Origin of the sequence: Nostoc sp. JL23 (assembly GCF_017115065.1) — a bacterium.
Taxonomy (GTDB): Bacteria; Cyanobacteriota; Cyanobacteriia; order Cyanobacteriales; family Nostocaceae; genus Nostoc; species Nostoc punctiforme_A.
On sequence record NZ_JABXKN010000100.1, the window covers coordinates 1 to 19,767 of the forward strand.

A 19,767-nucleotide genomic window follows, 5' to 3' on the forward strand; every position below is an offset into this window, starting at 1 on the left:
CAGACATCGTGCTTCCTTTGTCGGTAATGTTAAGGAATATTTCGCCAACAGCATCCTAAAATAAACATATTTTTATGAATTGTCTTAGTATGTTTAGCTACCGTTAGTCCCCGTAAAGACTAGTTCGAATTGCTGCCACCTAGCCTCCATCACATTAGGCTCATTGCTGATAGGCTGGTGTAAAAAGGCGATGTCTATCCATGTTTTTGCTCTGCTGAAAGAGCGAAAAAGTCCTTCGCCCATGCCAACGATTTCTCCATACAAATACACTACAGGAATTTTACTTCCCGTCTGCGATCTACCAACAGTCTGATGTAGCTAGTACAAACAGGTTTAAGGGGTGTAAATATGACCAAAATAGCCAGGGCAACTCTAGCAATACAAATTGTTTTCCCAAACAGCGTCCAGAAAGGGCGCTCGCTCATACCGATCGATAAAGTCCAAGATATGAATAGCACTAAGAAAAGATACAGCCCTTGCTCTGACTGGTTCCCTGCCTAGAGCCAGGGAACCCATTCTGGGAGGGCTGCCGCCTCCAGTAGCTTGACAAGAGGCAGAAGCCCACTTTAAATACATTCCCAGCCTCCAGGCTGGGAACAAGACGACACAAGCCTTTGGGCTTTTCTTAGCGCCATTCGTCCAAGCAAGATATAAAGTGTATTTGTATCTTTACACAAAATGTTACAAAAAATAATATTATATTTAAATCGCTCAGTATTTAAGCCAAAGCCTTTTATTTAGCGAGCAAAGCCAATAAAACTAATGTAGCTTTATCGCTTAAATTTTTAGAAAGTACATATTCATACGGAAAAGTGCAAAATATAACTATAATTATCAAAATAAAATCTTTACAACTGTCTATTATTAAATTGCTTGAAATCATTTATACATCTTTTCTCGATTTCAGTATCTAGCTTTTGAATAAGGTGACAGGCAAGGTAAACCAGAATGTAGTACCCTCACCGACAGTACTTTCCACGTTGATAGTGCCTTTGTGAGCTTCCACAATTTGAAGGCATAAGTAGAGACCTAACTTATCTATGTGATTCCGTCCACGTCCTTGAATAAAGCTGTTAAAAAGGTTTTTATTGTCTAAAGGTGTAATTCCCAAGCCATTGTATCGCACTGATATTTTTACTTTCTCAACTCCAAATAATGCTACCTCAAGGGTAATTTCTTGGTCTGGATTATTGACTTTTACAGCATTATCAAGTAATGTCTGCACAACTTGTTGAATCTCAAGAGCATCACCATACACAATCGGCAGAAAAGAAGCAATTTTATATCTAATTGGATATTTTTGTTTCCGAGTCGCATTGCTGCGGATAATGGTTTCGGTAAAAATGTTTTTCCAGTTAATAATTTCGGACTTCGAGCTTTTAGAAACTTCGGTTTTGTAGCGAGATACATTTAACAGAGCTTCGACAAACTTCAACAGGTCTTCGTTAGCTTGGCGGCAATCTTCTAGCACATCTCTCCAAGTGTCGCTCACAGAACCAAAAGCTCCACCTAGCATCGCATACAGAGTGCCACGAGTAGCTAGTAAAGGAGTACGTAGATCGTGGGAAAGGGCAGAAATTAGGTATTCAATCTTTTTGTTTTCATTACTAGTTATACGTTCTAGTTTATATAAATTACGCTTTAACTCCATTTGAGTCATGACTTGGCGACTCAACGCTTGCAATGCTTCCAGTTGTTCTGAGTTCATCTGTCGTGGTACATGGTCTATCACACAGAGTGTTCCTAAAGCATATCCTTCCGGTGTTATTAGCGGCGCACCAGCATAAAACCGAATATAAGGGTCGGAAGTTACTAATGGGTTGGTAGCAAAACGCTGATCGAGTAGTGTATCTGAAATAATCAAGGTGTCATGGGGCTGCAAAATCGCGTGGGCACAGAATGCCAGATCGCGGGAGGTTGATTCACTGTCTAATCCGACTTTCGATTTGAACCACTGACGGGACTCATCAATTAAGCTGATTAAAGCTATGGGAGTACGACAAATTTGTGCCGCTAAACGGGTGAGATCATCGAAGGCAGTTTCACAAATAGTGTCTAAAATCTGATATTGGCGCAGGGCTTGGAGCCTGAGGGTTTCATTCTCAGTTAATATAATTTCATTCATTAGAAGAGTCTGAAGCATGATCTGCGTATAGAATAAAGATAAATCCTAAGATTTACTTTTGTCATCTTTCTATCGCAATAAATCTACTATTCTTAGCATATTGCCAAGGATTTATGCTGTAGGAAGTAAATATTAGAAATCACATACAACTAGGTGGATAGCTGAGTGGATAATTTTATTTCACCCTAGAGGATGCTGTTTGCATTGATGCAATCTTAAGCACTGTTTGTGATAAACCCTCAGCACTCAGGTTTAATAGGGTTTTATCTTGTTCACGAGTCAGAAATATCCTTAAATGAGTGTCCATATCTCAGTTAGCTCGGTAGATGCATTCTCCCTATTTATTTATCTTTGCATGGTTTGGTTTTTTGGTGCTGACTTACTTAGTATAAAACTGAGAGTGTACTTGGGCGATCGCAAAAGCCTACCTAGACTTTGTAATTCTGCAACTAGTTCCCAACTTTAGAGGATTTTTAATGGCCAATTATATAGAAATCTCTGGATACTTTGGCAAATCAGTAGGAAAGCGACAAGCCTTGACAACTTTACTCATTTCTAGCTCTAGCTACTAATCTAGCTTTCTGGGTCTTAGCCTTAACAGTTCTTCAGTTATTAATTTACCAGGAGCGGCGTCAAACGCCAATGTTAAGCTTAATGCCACAAGTTGTATTAGCTCCAACTGATGATACTAAATATTTAACCTTAGTAAGCCAACCATTGTTATATAGGTAAGTTATAATACCCAAGCGGATAACTTGGTGGATAACTATATATTTGTCTAGGACAGTATCTATAGATAGTGTTGCTATTTGAGCTTTCAAGGGATGCTATAGGGGTAAAGATACTTAACTACTTAGTAAAACGCTCAGTATATTTTGGACGTAAAAATACAAGCTTAATTAGCCAAGATTTTTACATAGTATAAAGTTACAAAAACCGTGGGGAGATATACGGGGATTCATAGAAGTCATGCATAAACCTGTTTTGACTATTTTTTACCAGTTTAATCCTTGGCACTCTACCATTGGAGGAATACAGACACTCATAAATACATTTATTAAATACGCTCCGAGTGAATTTGAGGTGCGACTAGTAGGGACAGGAAGCGATCGCACTCAAACAATCGGTAAGTGGCAAGAAGCAGAATTAGCAGGTAGAGAAATTAGTTTTTTACCGCTATTTACCTTGGAAAATGATAACTTCAGAAGTTTGATACCAACAACCCTCAAATACACGGCTGCACTTGTTGGCCGTTCCTTTGAATCAGACTTTATGCACTTTTACAGGCTGGAGCCAACCTTAGCAACTATTCATTGGCAGGGCGAGAAAACACTGTTTATTCAAAACGATATCCAGAAGCAAATTGCCGCGAATGACGATAAAAATGCAATTCTTTGGCGAAGATTTCCAAAAGCATATTTTGCTTTAGAACGCTTGTTAGTAGGCCAATTTCACCAAGTTTTCTCGTGCAATACTAATTCATTAGAACTTTATCGACAGCGTTATCCCAGTTTGCAAGATCGTCTGTTGTACCTAAAAAATACTTTTGATGAGGAGGTTTTCTACCCATTGCCTTTGGCAGAACGTGAGCAGGGTAGACTTGAGCTAGCAACGCATCTGGGTTTGTCAGAGGACACACGTTTCGTCCTGTTTGCTGGACGTCTGCATCCCCAAAAAGATCCCTTACTACTAATACGTTCAATCGCAGCTTTGAACGAACCGAAAATTCACCTGCTAATAGCGGGTGATGGTGAGTTAGCAAATTTGGTACGTTCTGAAATTGGTCAACTTGGTCTATCTGGGCAAATAACTATGTTGGGTGCGCTCCAGCAATCGGAACTTGCCAATTTACACCGCATCTGTAACGCTTTAGTGCTGACTAGCGCTTTTGAAGGTTTACCTTTTGTCGTTTTGGAAGCGCTTGCCTGCGGAACACCAATAGTAACAACAAACTCTGGGGATACCCCACAACTGCTTTCTGTTGATAGTGGATTAGTTTGTGAACAACGTACACCAACTGCCATAGCAGATGGTTTACGCAAGGTAGTACTGCATCCAGAAAATTACCCAAGTACGTCCTGCGTGCGGGCAGCACAGCCTTATGCCGCTCGTACTGTTGTGAGGGATGTTTACAGCGATATGTTTACTCGCTGGGAGAAGCGAAATCTATCAGTTGTTAGCTAATTGGATGAAGTAGCAGTTAAATCCAACACAAAGACTGATTGAAGAAAAGCAGTGATACTGATTTGAACCCATAAAACGAGCGTCTGGATGTATTCAGTATCAGTTTTTATACCTTTTTTGAGCATAAATTTTAACTATGAAAATTGCTGTGATTGGTGCAAAAGGTCTACCTCCCAAGCAGGGCGGAATTGAGCATTATTGTGCAGAAGTTTATCCCCGTATGGTTGCACAGGGACACTCTGTAGATTTATTTGCCCGCTCTTCCTACACTCATAGTTCTTGGCTTGAAAGTTATGACTTTCAGGGCGTTCGAGTTATATCTGTGCCCAGTGTGGATTTTAGAGGGATAGATGCTTTGGTCACCTCTGCACTGGCAGCGATCGCTGCCAGTGGCAAAAGCTATGATATAGTTCATTTCCACGCTCTCGGTCCATCTCTATTTACTTGCTTACCAAGAATTAGCAATGCAAAAATTGTAGTTACCTGCCAGGGGCTAGACTGGCAACGTGCAAAGTGGGGCAATTTTTCTACTCGCTTAATTCACACCGGGGAGAAGGCCGCAGTACGTTTTGCCCACGGAATGATTGTGGTATCAGAAGCACTACAAAAGTACTTTTGGCAAACTTACGGTAAGGAGACAGTCTACATACCTAATGCTCCCGCCAGCTACGGTGAATCAGACCCAAACTTTACCTACGGTAAGCAACTAGGTCTTCAGCAGGGGCGCTATGTTGTGTTTTTGGGCAGACTGGTACCGGAAAAGCGTCCCGATTTGCTCGTTGATGCTTTCTCAGCTTTGAAAGCAACTGGATGGAAACTTGTTCTGGCTGGAGGTGTGAGTGATACTAAATCTTTCACATCCAACCTATTAGAAAAGGTTGCAAATAATCGAGATATCGTATTCGCTGGTGAACTCCGAGGAACTCGTCTTTGGGAGATCGTTCGAGGAGCAGGGTTATTTGTCCTTCCTTCTGATTTAGAAGGGCTACCCCTCGCCATGTTAGAAGCGATGCAAGAAGGTATACCGGTTCTAGCAAGCGACATTCCACCCCACCAGCAATTGATTAATGGGGGACGGGGAATGCTTTTTGAATGTGGAAATTTAGACTCTTGTATTAATTCCTTAGACTGGGCGATTCATCACCCCCAACAATTAGCAGCAATGGCTAAAAATGCACAAAAGTATGTACAGATAAATTACAATTGGGATCGGATTACTGCTGACAACTTGAGACTGTATGGAGAAATTTCTGGCTTACCTTGTGAATTCACTAAAACTCCAAAAGAAGAGTTCTCAGTGAGACAAAGCTAAAAGGTAAAGCACTTTATTAATGGCTACAAGCCATAGCTAAATCACACGAAGGGAATAAACCGAGTATTATGGCAGTAAGTAAACAGCAGTTTAGTGTTTTTCATAGCAATTTATAGAGGAATTCCTGAACAGACGATTTAGCAAAAACCAAAATTCCAAAAAATGATGATTTTGTAGTTGTCTTTAAATAATGGGAATCCCTTAATGTCTGATTTTACAGTAATCCATAATTCTCGTTCCCATTCAACCTGGATGCAAAAAAGCTGGAAACTCTATTTACCAATATGGCTACTAGCTAATGTGATTATATGGAGTGGCGCTTTACTTTATCTCAAAAAAACACTTCCTATTTACTCTAGTGAGTGGAAGATTATTCTCCCTGGAACTAAGTCATCTACAAACATCACTTTACCGGGAATCGGGGAAGCATCTTCTTCCAGCGATTCTCCTTATAGCAGCCAGTCTTCAGACCCCAGACAAAACTATAAATATTTAGCTGAAACTAATGAAGTCTTACAAGCTGCGGCTAATTATCTCAATATGTCTGTAGAAAAGTTCGGTAAACCTCAGATCAAAATCCTCGATAATACCAACCTGATGCAGATCGAGATCAAAGGAGATACACCGGAACAATCTCACAAAAAAGCGTTAGCCCTTAACAGAGCTTTGGAAGAAAAATTAGATCAACTCAGAAAGGAAGAAATTACTCAACAAAACCGTCGGTTACAAACTGTCGTCAGTGGGGCTGAACAAAAATTGCAAGTAGCGCAAAAACGCCTCTCAAACTACAAAGCTCAATCAGGCTTGAATGCAACTGAGCAACTGCGTGATGTATCAGTCAACCTTGAAGGTTTGCGGCGGCAACGATCTGAGACTTTAGCGCAACTAGAACAAGTAAGTGCTCGATTCAGGCAATTGTCAGCTAGTTTAGCCTTATCTTCTCAAGAAGCTGTAGATGCTTTAGTGCTGCAATCAAATCCCTCATGTCAACAGTATTTAGCTCAGTACAGCAAAGCTAGTACAGAGTTAGCGAGTCTAAGCGCTAAATATTTGCCAACCCATCCGGCAGTAATTACCAAGCAGATGGAAAAGGATGCAACTAGTACAGCACTAATTCAAAAAGCTCAGTCGCTGTTGGGTCGGCCCGTCTCTCAAGCAACCATAGAACAATTAACTCTCAGTGGGGGTAACTCATCTAGCTCATCCTCAGAGCGAGCAGCTCTCTTCCAAGAATTAATATCACTCCAAGGACAACAGAAAGGGTTTCAAGCTCAAGCACATGAGTTAGGGAAACAGACTACTGAACTAGAATCAAGGCTCGCAAACCTATCCCAGAAAGAATCACAACTGGACAGCCTACAACGAAATGTCCGCATAGGAGAAGCTGTTTTTTCATCAACTTTAACTAGGCTTGATCTAAGCAATTCCAATATCTCTGCTTCCTATCCGCCAATGTCCGTATTCTCTAACCCTAGCCTGCCAGAAGAACCCAGTTCACCTAAGAGAAAATTTGTATTGCTTGGTACATTTCTTGGTTCTTTTTTCTTAACAACAGGAATAGGATCGCTATGGTTTGTCAGCAGTAAAAGTCGGAAAGTTAAATCAGAAGTCTGAAATCATCTGTACCCTTTATTTTAGCCGCTATTTCTTAAATCACCCGTGAGCAGAATTTCCATCAAGCCACAAAACCTTCCAGAATCTCTAGTTTGGTATTCCATTATTGGCACTTATCCAATTTATTTGTTAGGCGCACAGTATGTTTGTGCAACTTTCTTAGCATCTTTCTTAACATTTTATCTCATTAGAAAGTGGTGGAATCAATCTGAAAAGACACCTCTAGCCGAAAAAATTACTATCTCTCCATCAGCTTGGGTATGGATTATTGCCATGCTGGTTATAGAAGTAGCTTTAATTGTCGGGCACTTAAATTTTGATTTAGAAATAAGTCAAATCCTAAAATCATCATTTATGTGGTATAGAAATTGGGGACTTTTAGCATTATTTCCTCTAATAGGTCACATCAATATACGTTCCAAAATAATTTATCGATCCGTCTGTATCTTCTGCTTCCAAAGCTTAATTATAGTGATTATCTGTACCATAGCTGAGTTATTAAGAATTCCGATTTTTTCTTATGTTTCGCCTCTCAAAGCCTTTGGGGGAGTAATTGATAGTTATAGAGTCTATTTATTCTATGTTTTTGATGAGAATGAACCACGCTTGCAATTATTTGCCCCCTGGCCTCCTGCTTTAGGCTTTGTAGCTAATATTTACTTCTGTCTTGTTCAGCAGGAACTTAACAAAAAGTGGCGATGGTTGGGAATGGTTGGCGCTGTTGCTATGGTTTTTGGCTCAGTATCTAGGTCAGCTATGGTGTGTCTACCATCGGTTATAGTATTGACGTGGATATTAACAAATTTTGCCCGACCTTGGGTACATATATTGGCAGGGTTTGTTAGTACTTTAATAGGAATATTTTCATCAACGTTGATTAGTTATCTAGATAGTTTCAACGATCAGTTTAATAAAGCTCGCTCTGGTTCTTCGGAAATACGGGCTAGATTACGGCGTATGGCACAAGACGCTTGGTGGAATGAGGCTCCAATATGGGGGCATGGACGCATGGAGGCAAGGGGATCGGCATTCTTGGCATACAAACCCATTGGTTCTCACCACGCATGGTTTGGAATTTTGTATGCTCAAGGATTAGTTGGCTGTATCGCTTTAGCAGTAGCTTTCTTATGGAGTTTTATTGATTTGTTGATTAAAGCTCAAACTAACGAACAGGCGAAAGTCGGATTAAGTATCCTTTTAATTATGTTCTTCTTCACTTTTGCCGAAAATATAGAGACTTTAGCTTATATCTGTTGGCCTGGTTTATTGATATTGGGAATCGCATTTAAAAAAGAGTTTATACTACAACAAGATAAATCAGATTCTAGAAAATACGAACCATGTTAACTAATACCTCAAAAATTAAACTCTATCTATTTCACATTTTGTACAATAAATTGTTTTAAATATTACTAAGTTCTTTTTTAGGAGTTAAAAATGCCAAAAGTTTCTGTGCTTATTCCAGCCTATAATGCTATGAATTATCTTCCTGAAACTCTGGAAAATGTTCTTAGCCAGACCTTTAGTGATTTTGAAGTGATAGTTGTTAATGATGGTAGTTCGGATGAAACTGAGCAATGGATTTCTCAGATAAAAGACCCACGAGTTAAACTGATTTCTCAGAAAAATCAAGGTTTAGCAGGAGCGCGCAATACCGGAATCATTAATGCTCAAGGGGAGTATATAGCATTTTTAGATGCTGATGACCTGTGGGAGCCAACCAAGCTAGAAAAACAATTGCGTGTTCTTGAAGAAAATCCAGAAGTTGCCCTGGTATACACCTGGGTTGCATTCATTGATGAGACAGGTAAACCTACCGGCAGGATATTTAAAAATCAGGCTGAGGGTGATGTTTGGAAAAAGCTGAGTGAACACAACATTGTTGAGTCTGGTAGTGTAGGAATGGTTCGTCGCTCCTGCTTTGAGACTGTCGGGCTGTTTGATTGCAACTTAGGCTCATATCTTGAAGATTGGGATATGTGGCTACGTATGGCATCTCGCTATCCTTTCAAGGTGGTGAAGGAACCTTTGGTTTACTATCGGCAATCCTCAAGTAGTGCATCCAGAAATTGGGAAGCAATGGCACGAAGTTTTGAGATCGTGATCGAAAAAGCTTTCTCTGCTGCACCATCGGAGTTGCAGTATTTGAAAAACCGAAGCTATGGTTCTGCTAATCTCTGTTTAGCTTGGAAAGCTTTACAAAGCCGCGCTCAAGATTGGGAAAGTGCAGCTAGTTTTCGTGCAAAAGCTTTGGCTTACTACCCTTGGCTTTGCTTTTCACAAGAATTTGTGCGGTTGAGTATTGCAATTACTCTATTGCGGCAATTTGGGCCTGATGGTTACCAAATATTTTTATCCTATGTTTATACTCTGCGTCAGCGCATAGTTGCGATCGCACGTTGAACCATCATCTCAGCAGTAATTATTGATAGTGAGAATATGCCCAAAATTTCTGTGATTATTCCTGCTTATAATGCCGAAAGAACTATAGCAGAAACAATCCAATCTGTTCAGAAACAAAGTTTCCTTGATTTTGAATTAATTGTAATTAATGACGGCTCAAAAGACAGGACTGTAGAAATAGTTCAAAGTATCAAAGATGAGCGATTGCAGATTTTTTCCTATGAAAATGGCGGGCTTCCAGTAGCTCGTAATCGCGGTATCTCTCATGCCACAGGTGAATTTATTGCCTTTCTTGATGCTGATGATTTGTGGACAGCCGATAAGCTGGAACGACAATTGATGGCCTTGGAACAGAATCCAGAAGCAGGAGTTGCTTATAGCTGGACTTGTTTTATGGATGTGGATGAACAAGGAAAACCTTTATCGTTTCTGCCATCACCTCGATATGCTTTTGCAGGTAATGTTTATGAAAAGTTGTTAGTTAGCGATTTTATTCATAATGGCTCAAATACTCTGATACGTAGGCAAACGCTGGAATCGACTGGAGGTTTTGATCCTGCTTGCCCTGGTTGTGCAGACTGGGACTACTGGCTGCGGCTATCAACCCGTTGGTATTTTGTTGTGATACCTAAGCACCAAATACTTTATCGTCGAACACCTGGAGCAATGTCATCTAACATTGAAAAGATGAAGGAAGATGCCCTCATCGCAATGAAAAAGGCATATCAAGCAGCTCCTCCAGAACTTCAATACCTCAAAAAGTATACAATAGTGAATTTCCATATATATTTTGCTGGTCTGTATTTGCAACATCGTAGTCATAGCAGTGGCGTTAGGCAAGCTCAGCAACACATATGGTCAGCAATTCGCCTCAACCCTAAAGTTTTACTAGATAAAACAACTCAAAAATTAGTCATCAAGCTGCTTTTGAAACTAATTCTCCCAACTAAAGTTGCTAATTACTTGTTGCAGTTGATGAAAAAGCCTCTGACTCTAAGCGATCCGAGGTTAGAAGCATGAACAAGTACTCTGGTTTACAGCTGACTGTGCAACACGATAGGGAATCATTTTCTTTGAGTCAATCCTCTGAGCCAACGATCGCCTTACTGCACTGTTATGATTTAATCGATGATTTTTTAGATAGTATCAACATTTCTTTCGAGACTTTCTGTAAGGAGTTTGTCGGTAGCTGGATGTTTGGCTACATCAATGCTCTCAAACAAGTTGGTGTCCGGACGGTACTATTTTGCATTTCTGCTCGTGTCGAGCAACCATCGCGTTTTACTCATGTGCCGACTGGTGCTTCGATTTGCGTGCTGCCTCCTTCTGGAATTTATCATACCTATCGTGCTGTACGACGTAATTCACTGAATGTTTATGGAGCTAGAGAGGCACAATCTTTTAAAGACATTCAGGATAACAGTACAATCCGCCGTTCCCTGCTTACACCCGTTAAGGATTTGGCCAAGAGTCTGGGAACCTATCTATCTACACCTCTAGGTTTGTTAGCTCGTGAACTGCGGCGTGAGAACTGTCAGGCAATTTTATGTCAAGAGTATGAGTATGCCCGCTTCGACAGTTGCGTGCTACTGGGAAAAATGATGCGTCTACCAGTATTTGCGACTTTCCAGGGAAGCGATCGCACCCAAAGCTTTCTGGAAGCTCTTCCTCGACAGTTGGCGTTTCGTGCTTGCACAGGTGCGATCGTGGCAACGCAAACTGAGATTGGGCGAATTCAATCTCGTTATGAGATAAAGTCTAGTAAAATAGCCCGTATTTTCAACCCTGTAGACATAGTAGCTTGGCAAGCGAGCGATCGCACTGAGGCACGAGCAGCACTCGGAATTCCCGGCAACGCCAAAGTGGTTGTATGGCATGGACGAATTGAGATAGAGCGCAAAGGATTAGATATTTTGTTGGAGGCTTGGCAGCAAATCTGTGGTGAACGTCCCGATCAAGACTTGCGTCTGCTACTAGTGGGAACGGGCAGTGATGCCGAGCAATTTCGCCAGCGCATTGCCACCATGCAGTTAAAGGGCGTGTCATGGCTCAACGAATTTGTGAGCGATCGCAATGTTATTCAGCAATACCTATCAGCAGCTAACGTTTATACTTTACCTTCCAGACAAGAAGGCTTTCCCGTAGCACCAATTGAAGCAATGGCCTGTGAACTGCCTGTCGTAGCTGCTGATGCTCCTGGTGTATCCGACATTCTTGACGGGGGCGAAGTTTCCGGTGGAATAGTTGTGCCACGGGAAGATTCGACAGCACTGGCGCTAGCCCTTGGTCGGATTTTGGATGATGAAGCTTGGGGGCGTGAGTTGGGCAAGCGTGCTAGATGTCGAGTAGAGAGTTGCTTTTCGCCTGAGACTGTTGGTAAGCAACTGCGTGATGTTCTGCTGACTCAGAGCTTGCAGAACAAAGATGTAATTGTAATTTAGCCGTATTCTGATGCTAATAAATAAGCTCAAACAGATATCATCCGATCACTTTATTCGCAATGTTGGCTGGCTGGCAGGAGCAGAGTTAGTAAATCGTATCTTCCGCTTAGGAACAACAGTTACTCTAGCTCGTATATTCAGCCCCCAAGACTACGGGCTGATGGCAATCATTTATACCATTTTTGACTTTGCAACCGTTCTCACCCTCAGAGGTGGAATTGGAGCAAAGATTGTTCAAGCTGATGAACAAGATGTCAAGACTCTATGCAATACATCCTATTGGTTGAACTGGATACTTTGTGGGTCAATTTTTATTATTCAGTGTATTGCTGCCTTTCCAATTGCTCAATTTTACGGAAATAATCAGTTAATTCTTCCTATCTGTACCCAGGCTTTAGTCTACTTAATGTTTCCGATTTTTATGGTTCATTTGGCAATGATTGAACGAGAAAATCGGTTAAAAACAATAGCATTATGCAATGCTACACAGTCAATACTCAGCAATATCATTATTGTAATTCTAGTAATTTTAGGTTTGAGGGTATGGGCAATAGTTTGGTCTATGGTTCTGACAACTCCAGTCTGGATTGTCATCAGCTGGATAAATCATTCTTGGCGACCTCCAAAATCCTTTAAGTTAGAGCGATGGCAGGAGATTCTCAATTTTGGCAAAAATCTACTCGGTGCTGAGTTTTTGGGTAAACTAAGGGGAAACTTAGATTACTTAATTATCGGCAGATTTCTGGGTGTCGACGCATTAGGAATATACTATTTTGCCTTCAATGCTGGATTAGGAATAACTATGAATGTTATCAATACATTTATGGTGGCTTTATTTCCCCATATTTGTGCTTTTCGTGCAGATTACATCCAGTTAAAAAAGAGCTATTTTAGCAGTCTGAAAAAAGTTTCATTAGTTGTAATACCTTTGATTCTTTTACAATCTCTTTTGGCTCCAGTTTATGTTCCAATCATATTTGGTCAAAAGTGGATAACAGCAGTCCCAATTTTAATCATGGTCTGTCTTTCGGTTTTACCTCGAACCTATAACTGGGCTTCTTCTATATTACTAAATGCTGTAGATAAAACTCATATTACGCTTTATCTAGACTTAATATTTACCACAATATTTGCAGTTTCCATACTCATAGCAGTTAATTGGGGAATATTTTGGGTAGCCGCAGCAGTTTTGATTTCTCATTTACTAATATTACCTGCTTTTACGATTTGGACTTACCGATATGTATTTAATAAATACGGAACTTCTGCTACTTTTATGGAGAATTAATAGTTAAATACCAATTTAATAGACTGCGTAATCGGAAATTATGAGAGCCATATCCAAGTCTTTTTATTAACTTTCTCTTGTCTAATTCATGCAACAAAGCTATGGCGAACAATATTTTGGTTACTGGCACAGCGGGTTTTATCGGTCGCTATGTTGTGCGGCATTTTTCAGAATTAGGTTGGTCGGTGATTGGTATTGATAGTTCTCAGTCTGAGAACGCACCCCTGGCGAGTTTGGCAGCTTACTATACAGTAAAATTGCCCGATCCACTGTTGAGTGAGATTATGCAAAAGCACCGCCCTGATGTGTGTATTCACTGTGCGGGTCGTGCTGCACCAAGCTTATCCATGTCGGAGCCAACGCCTGATTTCTATGCTAATACTGTTGTCACTTATGAAGTTTTGAATGCTCTCCGTTTAGCCGTACCGGGTTGTCGGTTCATTTACCTTTCCAGTGCAGCAGTTTATGGGAATCCGGGGTTACTTCCAATCAGCGAAACTCAAATTCCAGCGCCGCTTTCTCCCTATGGCTTTCACAAGTTACAAGGTGAGATGCTATGCAAGGAATTTTCACAGATATATGGGTTGCCAACTGCTAGTGTGAGAATATTTTCAGCTTATGGCCCAGGGCTGCGTCGTCAGGTTTTATGGGATATTTGCCAGAAAATAATAAGTGCAAGAACATTGGTTCTTCAGGGTACAGGATATGAAAGCCGTGACTTTGTTCATGCTCTAGACATTGCTAAGGCCTTTAGAGTGATTGCTTGTGATGCGCCGATGCAAGGTGAGGTTTATAACCTAGCTAGCGGGCAAGAGGTAACAATTAGAGAACTTGTCACCTTAATTTCAAACTCTCTAGAGTCTAATTGCATACCTCAGTTTGATGGCGTAGTTCCCTCTGGAACACCGTTGAATTGGAAGGCAGATATCTCAAAGCTAGAAGAATTGGGATTTACCACTTCTGTTGCATTGGAACGTGGTGTTAAAACGTTTGCAAATTGGTGTCTTGCAGAGTTAGTGGGTGTATGACAGAGATTGCTTATTTCCCCATAACTACAAATACATAGATATAGCAGTTGACAGGGCAGTTAGGACATTGAGGATTCATGTAAGTCTTAATAATTAAGCATCCTCTCTCTGAATTCTGACTTCGGCTATAGATTATTTCTGAACTAGGAACCTAAATTTTATGAACCAGGCAAGAAAGAAAATACTATTTCATCTACCAGTACCACTTACGCCTTTACATTATGGTTCTCAGCGCAGGGTGTTAGGTATACTGAAATATTTTAATAATCGAAAAGATTCTATAAGTGTAGATGTTGTTGCAGCCAATCAGTTTAGAGACACATGGGTTAATCCAAGATGGGGCGCAGAACAAACACAAGAAGCTTTAAAATTTGTAGATAATGTATTCGTATACGAAGGCAGATACAATTTGTACGATCAGTTATCGAGTCGCAGCAAGTCTTTGTACTATAACAAATTACTACGTGAAGAAATACCTGTTGATTCAGATTACTATGCTCCTCCAGGCTATGTAAAATTTGTTAATAATTTAGTTACTCAGAACGCATATGATTTTATATGGATCAATACCTTAAATTTTGCTCATTTGGCAGCAGATATTAAATCACCTTCAACTACTCACACCATAATTGATACTCATGATATTTGCTGTAGACTACATGCGATGATGAAAGACCGTAATCCTTTTGATGGTTTGAAGTTTGATTATGAATCGAATTTTCTGAAAGAAGTAATTTTGCTGAACAAATTTCATACTATTATCTCTGATTCTAATTATGAATTCTCTGTTCTTGCGGCACACTTGCCATCCCACAAACTGCAATCAATTCCCCATCCAGTTGATAGCCTGATATATAATTCAGAACAGGTTTCATATCAAGATAGAACTTTCAAATATGACTTATTATTTGTTGGTCATCATAATCCACCTAATGAAGATGGAATTAAATTCTTTCTAGATTCTATTTTTCCACATGTTGTACACGCTAGACCAAACACTCAGCTAGCAATAGCAGGTAAAATTTGTGAGTATATTCAAGTTGATGCACACTACAATAAAAATATTAAACTATTAGGATATGTTCCAGATCTTTCGGAACTTCATTTGCAGTCCAAGTTATTCATTTGCCCTCTAATAACTGGATCTGGAACAAAAGTCAAGCTTATAGAAGCAATGTCTTACTCATTACCTATTGTAACTACCCAGGTCTGTGCTTCTGCTCTATTTTTGCAGGATGGTATTAATGCTTTAATTAATGACAATCCAGTCCAATTTGCAAATCATATTCTAAGTTTACTAACAGATTTTCACTTCGCTACTAAACTTTCGCAGGAAGTAAAAAATACCTTTGAGCAGGAATACTCAACGCCAGCGATTTATTTAAAGCTTGATGAAATGTTTGGCATTAAAAATTTTTTGTAGTTTAAAAGCAAGACATCATTTAAGGATTTTAAGCAGGGAAAAATTCTGAACAGAATGGAATTCGCTGAATTCATTTTTTCAGATTAACGCCTATCTCTCAAATTTCAATTTTACTCTTAAGTCTATGCCTCAAATACTCAAACATAATGAAATAGTTAGTCAGGAGTTGTCACTTACGGACGCTAAACCGCAGCCAACAATTGCCTTACTGCCCTGTTGTGACCTATTCGAGGACTTTTTCGACACGATCGGAATGTCGCTTGAGACATATTGCAATGAGTTGACTGGCGGCTGGCAGTTTAACTACATCGAGTCTCTTCAACTAGTTGGTGTGCGAACAGTTATCTTCTTCTTCTCAGCCCGTGTTTCTGAAACAACGCGCTTCTTGCACGTACCAACTGGCGCTACGATTTGTGTATTGCCTCCTTCGAGGATTTATAGAGCCTACCGTACTGTTCGACGACAAGCAGGCAACATCTGGAAGAGACTGAAAGGAAAGCCAACTGAGGTCAACGCTGCTGGGAGTATTCAGGTCAACAGCCTTCAAACTACCCGCCCTTCCCTGCTTGGAGCCTTAAAGAATGGAGTCATGAGCTTCGGCTCTTACTTATCTACACCGCTGGGGTTGCTCATTCACGAATTACGGAGCGAAAACTGCGATGCTATTTTGTGTCAGGATTACGAGTACGCCCGCTTCGATGTTTGCGTGCTTTTGGGAAAATTCATGCGCCTGCCAGTGTTCGCTACTTTCCAAGGAGGTGACAAGCTACCCAGTCTATTTGAGTACCCTTTCCGTTGGTTGTCGTTGCGAGCTAGTTCGGGCTTAATTATTGCTTCGCAAATTGAAAGGCAGCGGGTACTAGCCTTTTATAGAGTTCCACCGACTAAACTAGTACCTATTTTCAACCCGATGGACGTGACGACATGGCGTGCTAGGGATCGCGACGAAGCACGAGCAGAACTAGGTATTCCAAGCGATGCTCAGGTAGTGGCGTATCATGGGCGCATCCAAATATGGCAGAAGGGACTGGATATCCTCCTACAGGCTTGGGATCAGATATGCCGCGAACGTCCTGGTAAAGACTTGCGATTGCTACTGGTGGGGACGGGTAGCGATGCGGATGAATTGCATCGGCGCATTGCCGCTATGCAGCTCAAGGGTGTGGTATGGATAGATGAATATGTACGCGATCGCAGCGCTATTCAGCGATACCTTTCATCTGCCGATGTTTATACTTTGCCGTCCCGAAAAGAAGGCTTTCCAGTAGCACCCATCGAGGCAATGGCTTGTAATCTGCCTGTAGTGGCAGCAGATGTTGCAGGTATATCTGACATTCTCCAAAACGGTGAGGCATCAGGTGGGCTAATCGTACCTCGTGAGAACGCAAAAGCCCTGGCATTAGCGCTTGGGTGTGTTTTAGACGATGAAGCTTGGGGGCGCGAGTTGGGCAAACGTGCTCGGCTTCGAGCAGAAGAGTGCTTTTCATTTGAGGTTATTGGCAAGCAACTCCGTGACACGCTCTTAAACTAGAAGACGCTGAACCGGGAATATTCTGGATGGGTATAGTGGTTCTTAATTTCTCATCAGGTAGTTAGTGATAACCAATTTTACAGTTTGTGTGCAATTTATTGAAAAGCCAATTTATGCCAACTATATCTGTTATTATTCCTGCATATAATGCTGAACATACAATTTTTGAAACTATCAAATCCGTTCAAGAACAAACATTTGCGGATTTTGAAATAGTTATCATAAATGATGGCTCGACAGACAATACTCTTGCCCTAGTTCAGAGTGTTCAAGATCAGCGTCTCAAAGTTTTTTCTTATGAAAATGGTGGACTTTCAGTCGCTCGTAATCGCGGTTTCTCTCATGCTATTGGAAAATTTATTGCATTTCTTGATGCTGATGATTTGTGGACTCCAGATAAGTTAGAGCTACAGCTAGCAGCCCTGAAACACCATCCAGATGCAGGAGTTGCTTATAGCTGGACTTATTTTATGGATGAGCAAGGAAAATCTTCAATTCCTGGTGTTTCCATATTCTTTGAGGGTGATGTCCAGCCTAATTTATTAGTTAATAACTTTCTGGCTAGCGGTTCCAACCCATTAATTCGCCGACAAGCAATTGAATCTGTGGGAGGCTTTGATCCTGTCTGTGCAGGTTGTGCCGACTGGGATTATTGGCTGCGGTTATCAGTTTCTTGGAATTTTGTTGTAGTCCCGAAACATCAAATTTTTTATCGTCAATCTTCAAATTCAATGTCATTTACCAAAGTCAAACACATGGAGGACGATGGTATTCTGGTCATAAAAAAAACATTTCAAACAGCTCCAGCAGAGCTTAAACATCTAAAAAAGCAAAGTTTAGCCTGGATCTATCAATATGTTACACAACAATATTTAAAGCAAAATAGTAATAGTATCGATACGGTCAATCAGGCTGGTCAAAAGCTATGGACAGCAATCCGCCTGCATCCGCAAATTTTATTACAAGATTACGCTCAAAGTCTTATTAGGTGGTTGATCAAGAAGTGGATAATAACAGTGCTACAACAGGTACGACTTGCAAAGAGTAAAATGCTACTGTTGAGTAGCAAGGAGTAGTGATATGTGTGTCAAAAAAATAGCCTTCTTGCTCTGGCTTTTTGCCATAGTACTTGGCTGCGCTTAAGCAAAGGGGTACAAGGAATTCGCTCATTTAAAATTGAAGACCCCACAGATAAATCTGGGGGCTTAAATCTTGAATAATGTTGGTTTGCATTTTTGATTCTCCATAAATAAATTAAGTCGCGGCTCAATCCTTTTCTTTTTGGTCATATTTTTCTCTTGCCAATGTAAAATAGCGATTGAGGAAAGCGCTCGTCGATGAATGGCTAGTTTGAAAGCGCTGAGTACCAAGCCTTTCAGCAGTACAAATGTACTATATGTTACGCAGATATCTCATTTGCGTAATTACTATTCTAAATTGCCATTTAAAAAATACAGTGTTATCAAAGTGACTGCAAGCTTACTAAATTTAGGGATTAAACCTTGAAAAAAACAGTGTTTATGCTTACGTATAGTGTTTTCAACTCTAAAACTTTACTTTTTTTATTATGTATATTTACTGCGATAATTACTAGCGGTTTTCCCTACAAAGTAGATTCACTGGCGCCCAAACCAATTAACTCTATTGAAACCATCGTTTATGATATGCAACCACCTCATGAGGGCATACCCCGTGGGATTCCTTTGCACTGGAGTTGGGCTACCAAGCCACGTTTAGGTAATACTGATCCAGGTACTTTTACAGCCATGACAGCATGGGGACAATTATATGAAGCGTCTGAAGGTAATCCTGCAACTAACACCCGTGTGCAAATAAAAAATATTAAGGCTTACTATCTCAGTAAGAAAGATAAAAAGTGGCATATTCTCCAAAGTTCTGTGAGAGTTGAAGGTTCTGCCTATAGGGAAAATTTCGTAGGGGACATCAATAAACCAGCCAATATTAGATATGAGCCTGACGGAAGTATCTCTGTCAAAGCAGGTAATGGTTACAACTTCCACTTTTGGCCACCTGGTCGGGCATCTATTAATCCCATTGATGTAATGGGGATGTTTACCACAGTTGAAGCTCGACTTGTGGTAGATGATTTTAACAAACCTGACGATCGCTCTAAAGCTCGCTATGTTCTTAGTGAAGGGGGAGATTACTGGTTTAATTTAAATACACGGTGGAAAAACTGGGCTACTAATAAAGACTTTGGTATTGGTAAATTTAAGTACGTTACAACCAAATGGCAAGCTTTCAATGTGATTACTCTGCCAAAAGACCAAATTCGTCGCAACCCACCACCAATCTGAATTTTCACGGGATATTTTTCTCTAATCCCAAAACGACATTTTCTAAGTTGACTCAACTTGGGTTTAGCAAAAAATATCATTGAAACAGCTTGGCATTTTA

The 19,767-nt window shown here is 40.5% G+C and carries 14 protein-coding genes; 13 read left to right on the forward strand and 1 reads right to left on the reverse strand.

The window, feature by feature from the left end; translation table 11 throughout:
* Positions 1 to 910: 910 nt before the first annotated feature.
* Complete coding sequence (locus HWQ42_RS20110) at positions 911 to 2,125, reverse strand: GAF domain-containing sensor histidine kinase (RefSeq protein ID WP_292815414.1); 1,215 nt, start codon at positions 2,123 to 2,125, stop codon at positions 911 to 913.
* Between the two features lie 969 nt (positions 2,126 to 3,094).
* On the opposite strand from HWQ42_RS20110, the gene HWQ42_RS20115 reads away from it, so the two are divergent.
* From HWQ42_RS20115 to HWQ42_RS20175, 13 genes are all read left to right on the forward strand, one after another.
* Positions 3,095 to 4,309 carry a glycosyltransferase gene (locus HWQ42_RS20115; RefSeq protein ID WP_292815416.1) on the forward strand — a complete coding sequence of 405 codons (1,215 nt, stop codon included), beginning with the start codon at positions 3,095 to 3,097 and terminating at the stop codon, positions 4,307 to 4,309.
* Between the two features lie 136 nt (positions 4,310 to 4,445).
* Positions 4,446 to 5,621 carry a glycosyltransferase family 4 protein gene (locus tag HWQ42_RS20120; RefSeq protein WP_292815418.1) on the forward strand — a complete coding sequence of 392 codons (1,176 nt, stop codon included), beginning with the start codon at positions 4,446 to 4,448 and terminating at the stop codon, positions 5,619 to 5,621.
* A gap of 204 nt (positions 5,622 to 5,825) precedes the next feature.
* Positions 5,826 to 7,235: a hypothetical protein gene (locus HWQ42_RS20125; RefSeq protein WP_292815421.1), complete on the forward strand. Its 1,410-nt coding sequence runs from the start codon at positions 5,826 to 5,828 to the stop codon at positions 7,233 to 7,235.
* A 45-nt stretch (positions 7,236 to 7,280) separates the two neighbouring features.
* Positions 7,281 to 8,582, forward strand: coding sequence for an O-antigen ligase (locus HWQ42_RS20130; RefSeq protein WP_292815424.1), 1,302 nt, complete (start codon positions 7,281 to 7,283; stop codon positions 8,580 to 8,582).
* Positions 8,583 to 8,672: 90 nt separating this feature from the next.
* Entirely contained in the window at positions 8,673 to 9,638 is a 966-nt protein-coding gene (locus HWQ42_RS20135; protein WP_292815427.1) for a glycosyltransferase family A protein, read from the forward strand.
* A gap of 36 nt (positions 9,639 to 9,674) precedes the next feature.
* A complete protein-coding gene (locus HWQ42_RS20140; protein ID WP_292815430.1) occupies positions 9,675 to 10,658 on the forward strand; it encodes a glycosyltransferase in 984 nt (327 codons plus the stop codon).
* A complete protein-coding gene (locus tag HWQ42_RS20145; RefSeq protein ID WP_292815432.1) occupies positions 10,655 to 12,079 on the forward strand; it encodes a glycosyltransferase family 4 protein in 1,425 nt (474 codons plus the stop codon). Before HWQ42_RS20140 ends, HWQ42_RS20145 begins: the two co-directional genes overlap by 4 nt.
* 10 nt (positions 12,080 to 12,089) lie before the next feature.
* A complete protein-coding gene (locus HWQ42_RS20150; RefSeq protein WP_292815435.1) occupies positions 12,090 to 13,367 on the forward strand; it encodes a lipopolysaccharide biosynthesis protein in 1,278 nt (425 codons plus the stop codon).
* 101 nt (positions 13,368 to 13,468) lie between these two features.
* Positions 13,469 to 14,395, forward strand: coding sequence for an NAD(P)-dependent oxidoreductase (locus HWQ42_RS20155; protein WP_292731288.1), 927 nt, complete (start codon positions 13,469 to 13,471; stop codon positions 14,393 to 14,395).
* Between the two features lie 160 nt (positions 14,396 to 14,555).
* Positions 14,556 to 15,818, forward strand: coding sequence for a glycosyltransferase (locus HWQ42_RS20160; RefSeq protein WP_292815437.1), 1,263 nt, complete (start codon positions 14,556 to 14,558; stop codon positions 15,816 to 15,818).
* Between the two features lie 124 nt (positions 15,819 to 15,942).
* Entirely contained in the window at positions 15,943 to 17,349 is a 1,407-nt protein-coding gene (locus HWQ42_RS20165) for a glycosyltransferase family 4 protein (protein WP_292815441.1), read from the forward strand.
* Positions 17,350 to 17,462: 113 nt separating this feature from the next.
* Positions 17,463 to 18,425 (forward strand): glycosyltransferase, encoded by a 963-nt coding sequence (locus HWQ42_RS20170; RefSeq protein WP_292815642.1) that lies wholly within the window; start codon positions 17,463 to 17,465, stop codon positions 18,423 to 18,425.
* Positions 18,426 to 18,869: 444 nt separating this feature from the next.
* Positions 18,870 to 19,667: a hypothetical protein gene (locus tag HWQ42_RS20175; RefSeq protein WP_292815444.1), complete on the forward strand. Its 798-nt coding sequence runs from the start codon at positions 18,870 to 18,872 to the stop codon at positions 19,665 to 19,667.
* Positions 19,668 to 19,767: the final 100 nt, after the last annotated feature.

Excerpts from the sequence above, each read along its gene's own strand:
- HWQ42_RS20110 (WP_292815414.1), bottom strand. The coding sequence starts at position 2,125 with ATGAATGAAATTATATTAACTGAGAATGAAACCCTCAGGCTCCAAGCC.
- HWQ42_RS20115 (WP_292815416.1), top strand. The coding sequence starts at position 3,095 with ATGCATAAACCTGTTTTGACTATTTTTTACCAGTTTAATCCTTGGCAC.
- HWQ42_RS20120 (WP_292815418.1), top strand. The coding sequence starts at position 4,446 with ATGAAAATTGCTGTGATTGGTGCAAAAGGTCTACCTCCCAAGCAGGGC.
- HWQ42_RS20125 (WP_292815421.1), top strand. The coding sequence starts at position 5,826 with ATGTCTGATTTTACAGTAATCCATAATTCTCGTTCCCATTCAACCTGG.
- HWQ42_RS20135 (WP_292815427.1), top strand. The coding sequence starts at position 8,673 with ATGCCAAAAGTTTCTGTGCTTATTCCAGCCTATAATGCTATGAATTAT.
- HWQ42_RS20140 (WP_292815430.1), top strand. The coding sequence starts at position 9,675 with ATGCCCAAAATTTCTGTGATTATTCCTGCTTATAATGCCGAAAGAACT.
- HWQ42_RS20145 (WP_292815432.1), top strand. The coding sequence starts at position 10,655 with ATGAACAAGTACTCTGGTTTACAGCTGACTGTGCAACACGATAGGGAA.
- HWQ42_RS20150 (WP_292815435.1), top strand. The coding sequence starts at position 12,090 with ATGCTAATAAATAAGCTCAAACAGATATCATCCGATCACTTTATTCGC.
- HWQ42_RS20155 (WP_292731288.1), top strand. The coding sequence starts at position 13,469 with ATGGCGAACAATATTTTGGTTACTGGCACAGCGGGTTTTATCGGTCGC.
- HWQ42_RS20160 (WP_292815437.1), top strand. The coding sequence starts at position 14,556 with ATGAACCAGGCAAGAAAGAAAATACTATTTCATCTACCAGTACCACTT.
- HWQ42_RS20165 (WP_292815441.1), top strand. The coding sequence starts at position 15,943 with ATGCCTCAAATACTCAAACATAATGAAATAGTTAGTCAGGAGTTGTCA.
- HWQ42_RS20170 (WP_292815642.1), top strand. The coding sequence starts at position 17,463 with ATGCCAACTATATCTGTTATTATTCCTGCATATAATGCTGAACATACA.
- HWQ42_RS20175 (WP_292815444.1), top strand. The coding sequence starts at position 18,870 with ATGCTTACGTATAGTGTTTTCAACTCTAAAACTTTACTTTTTTTATTA.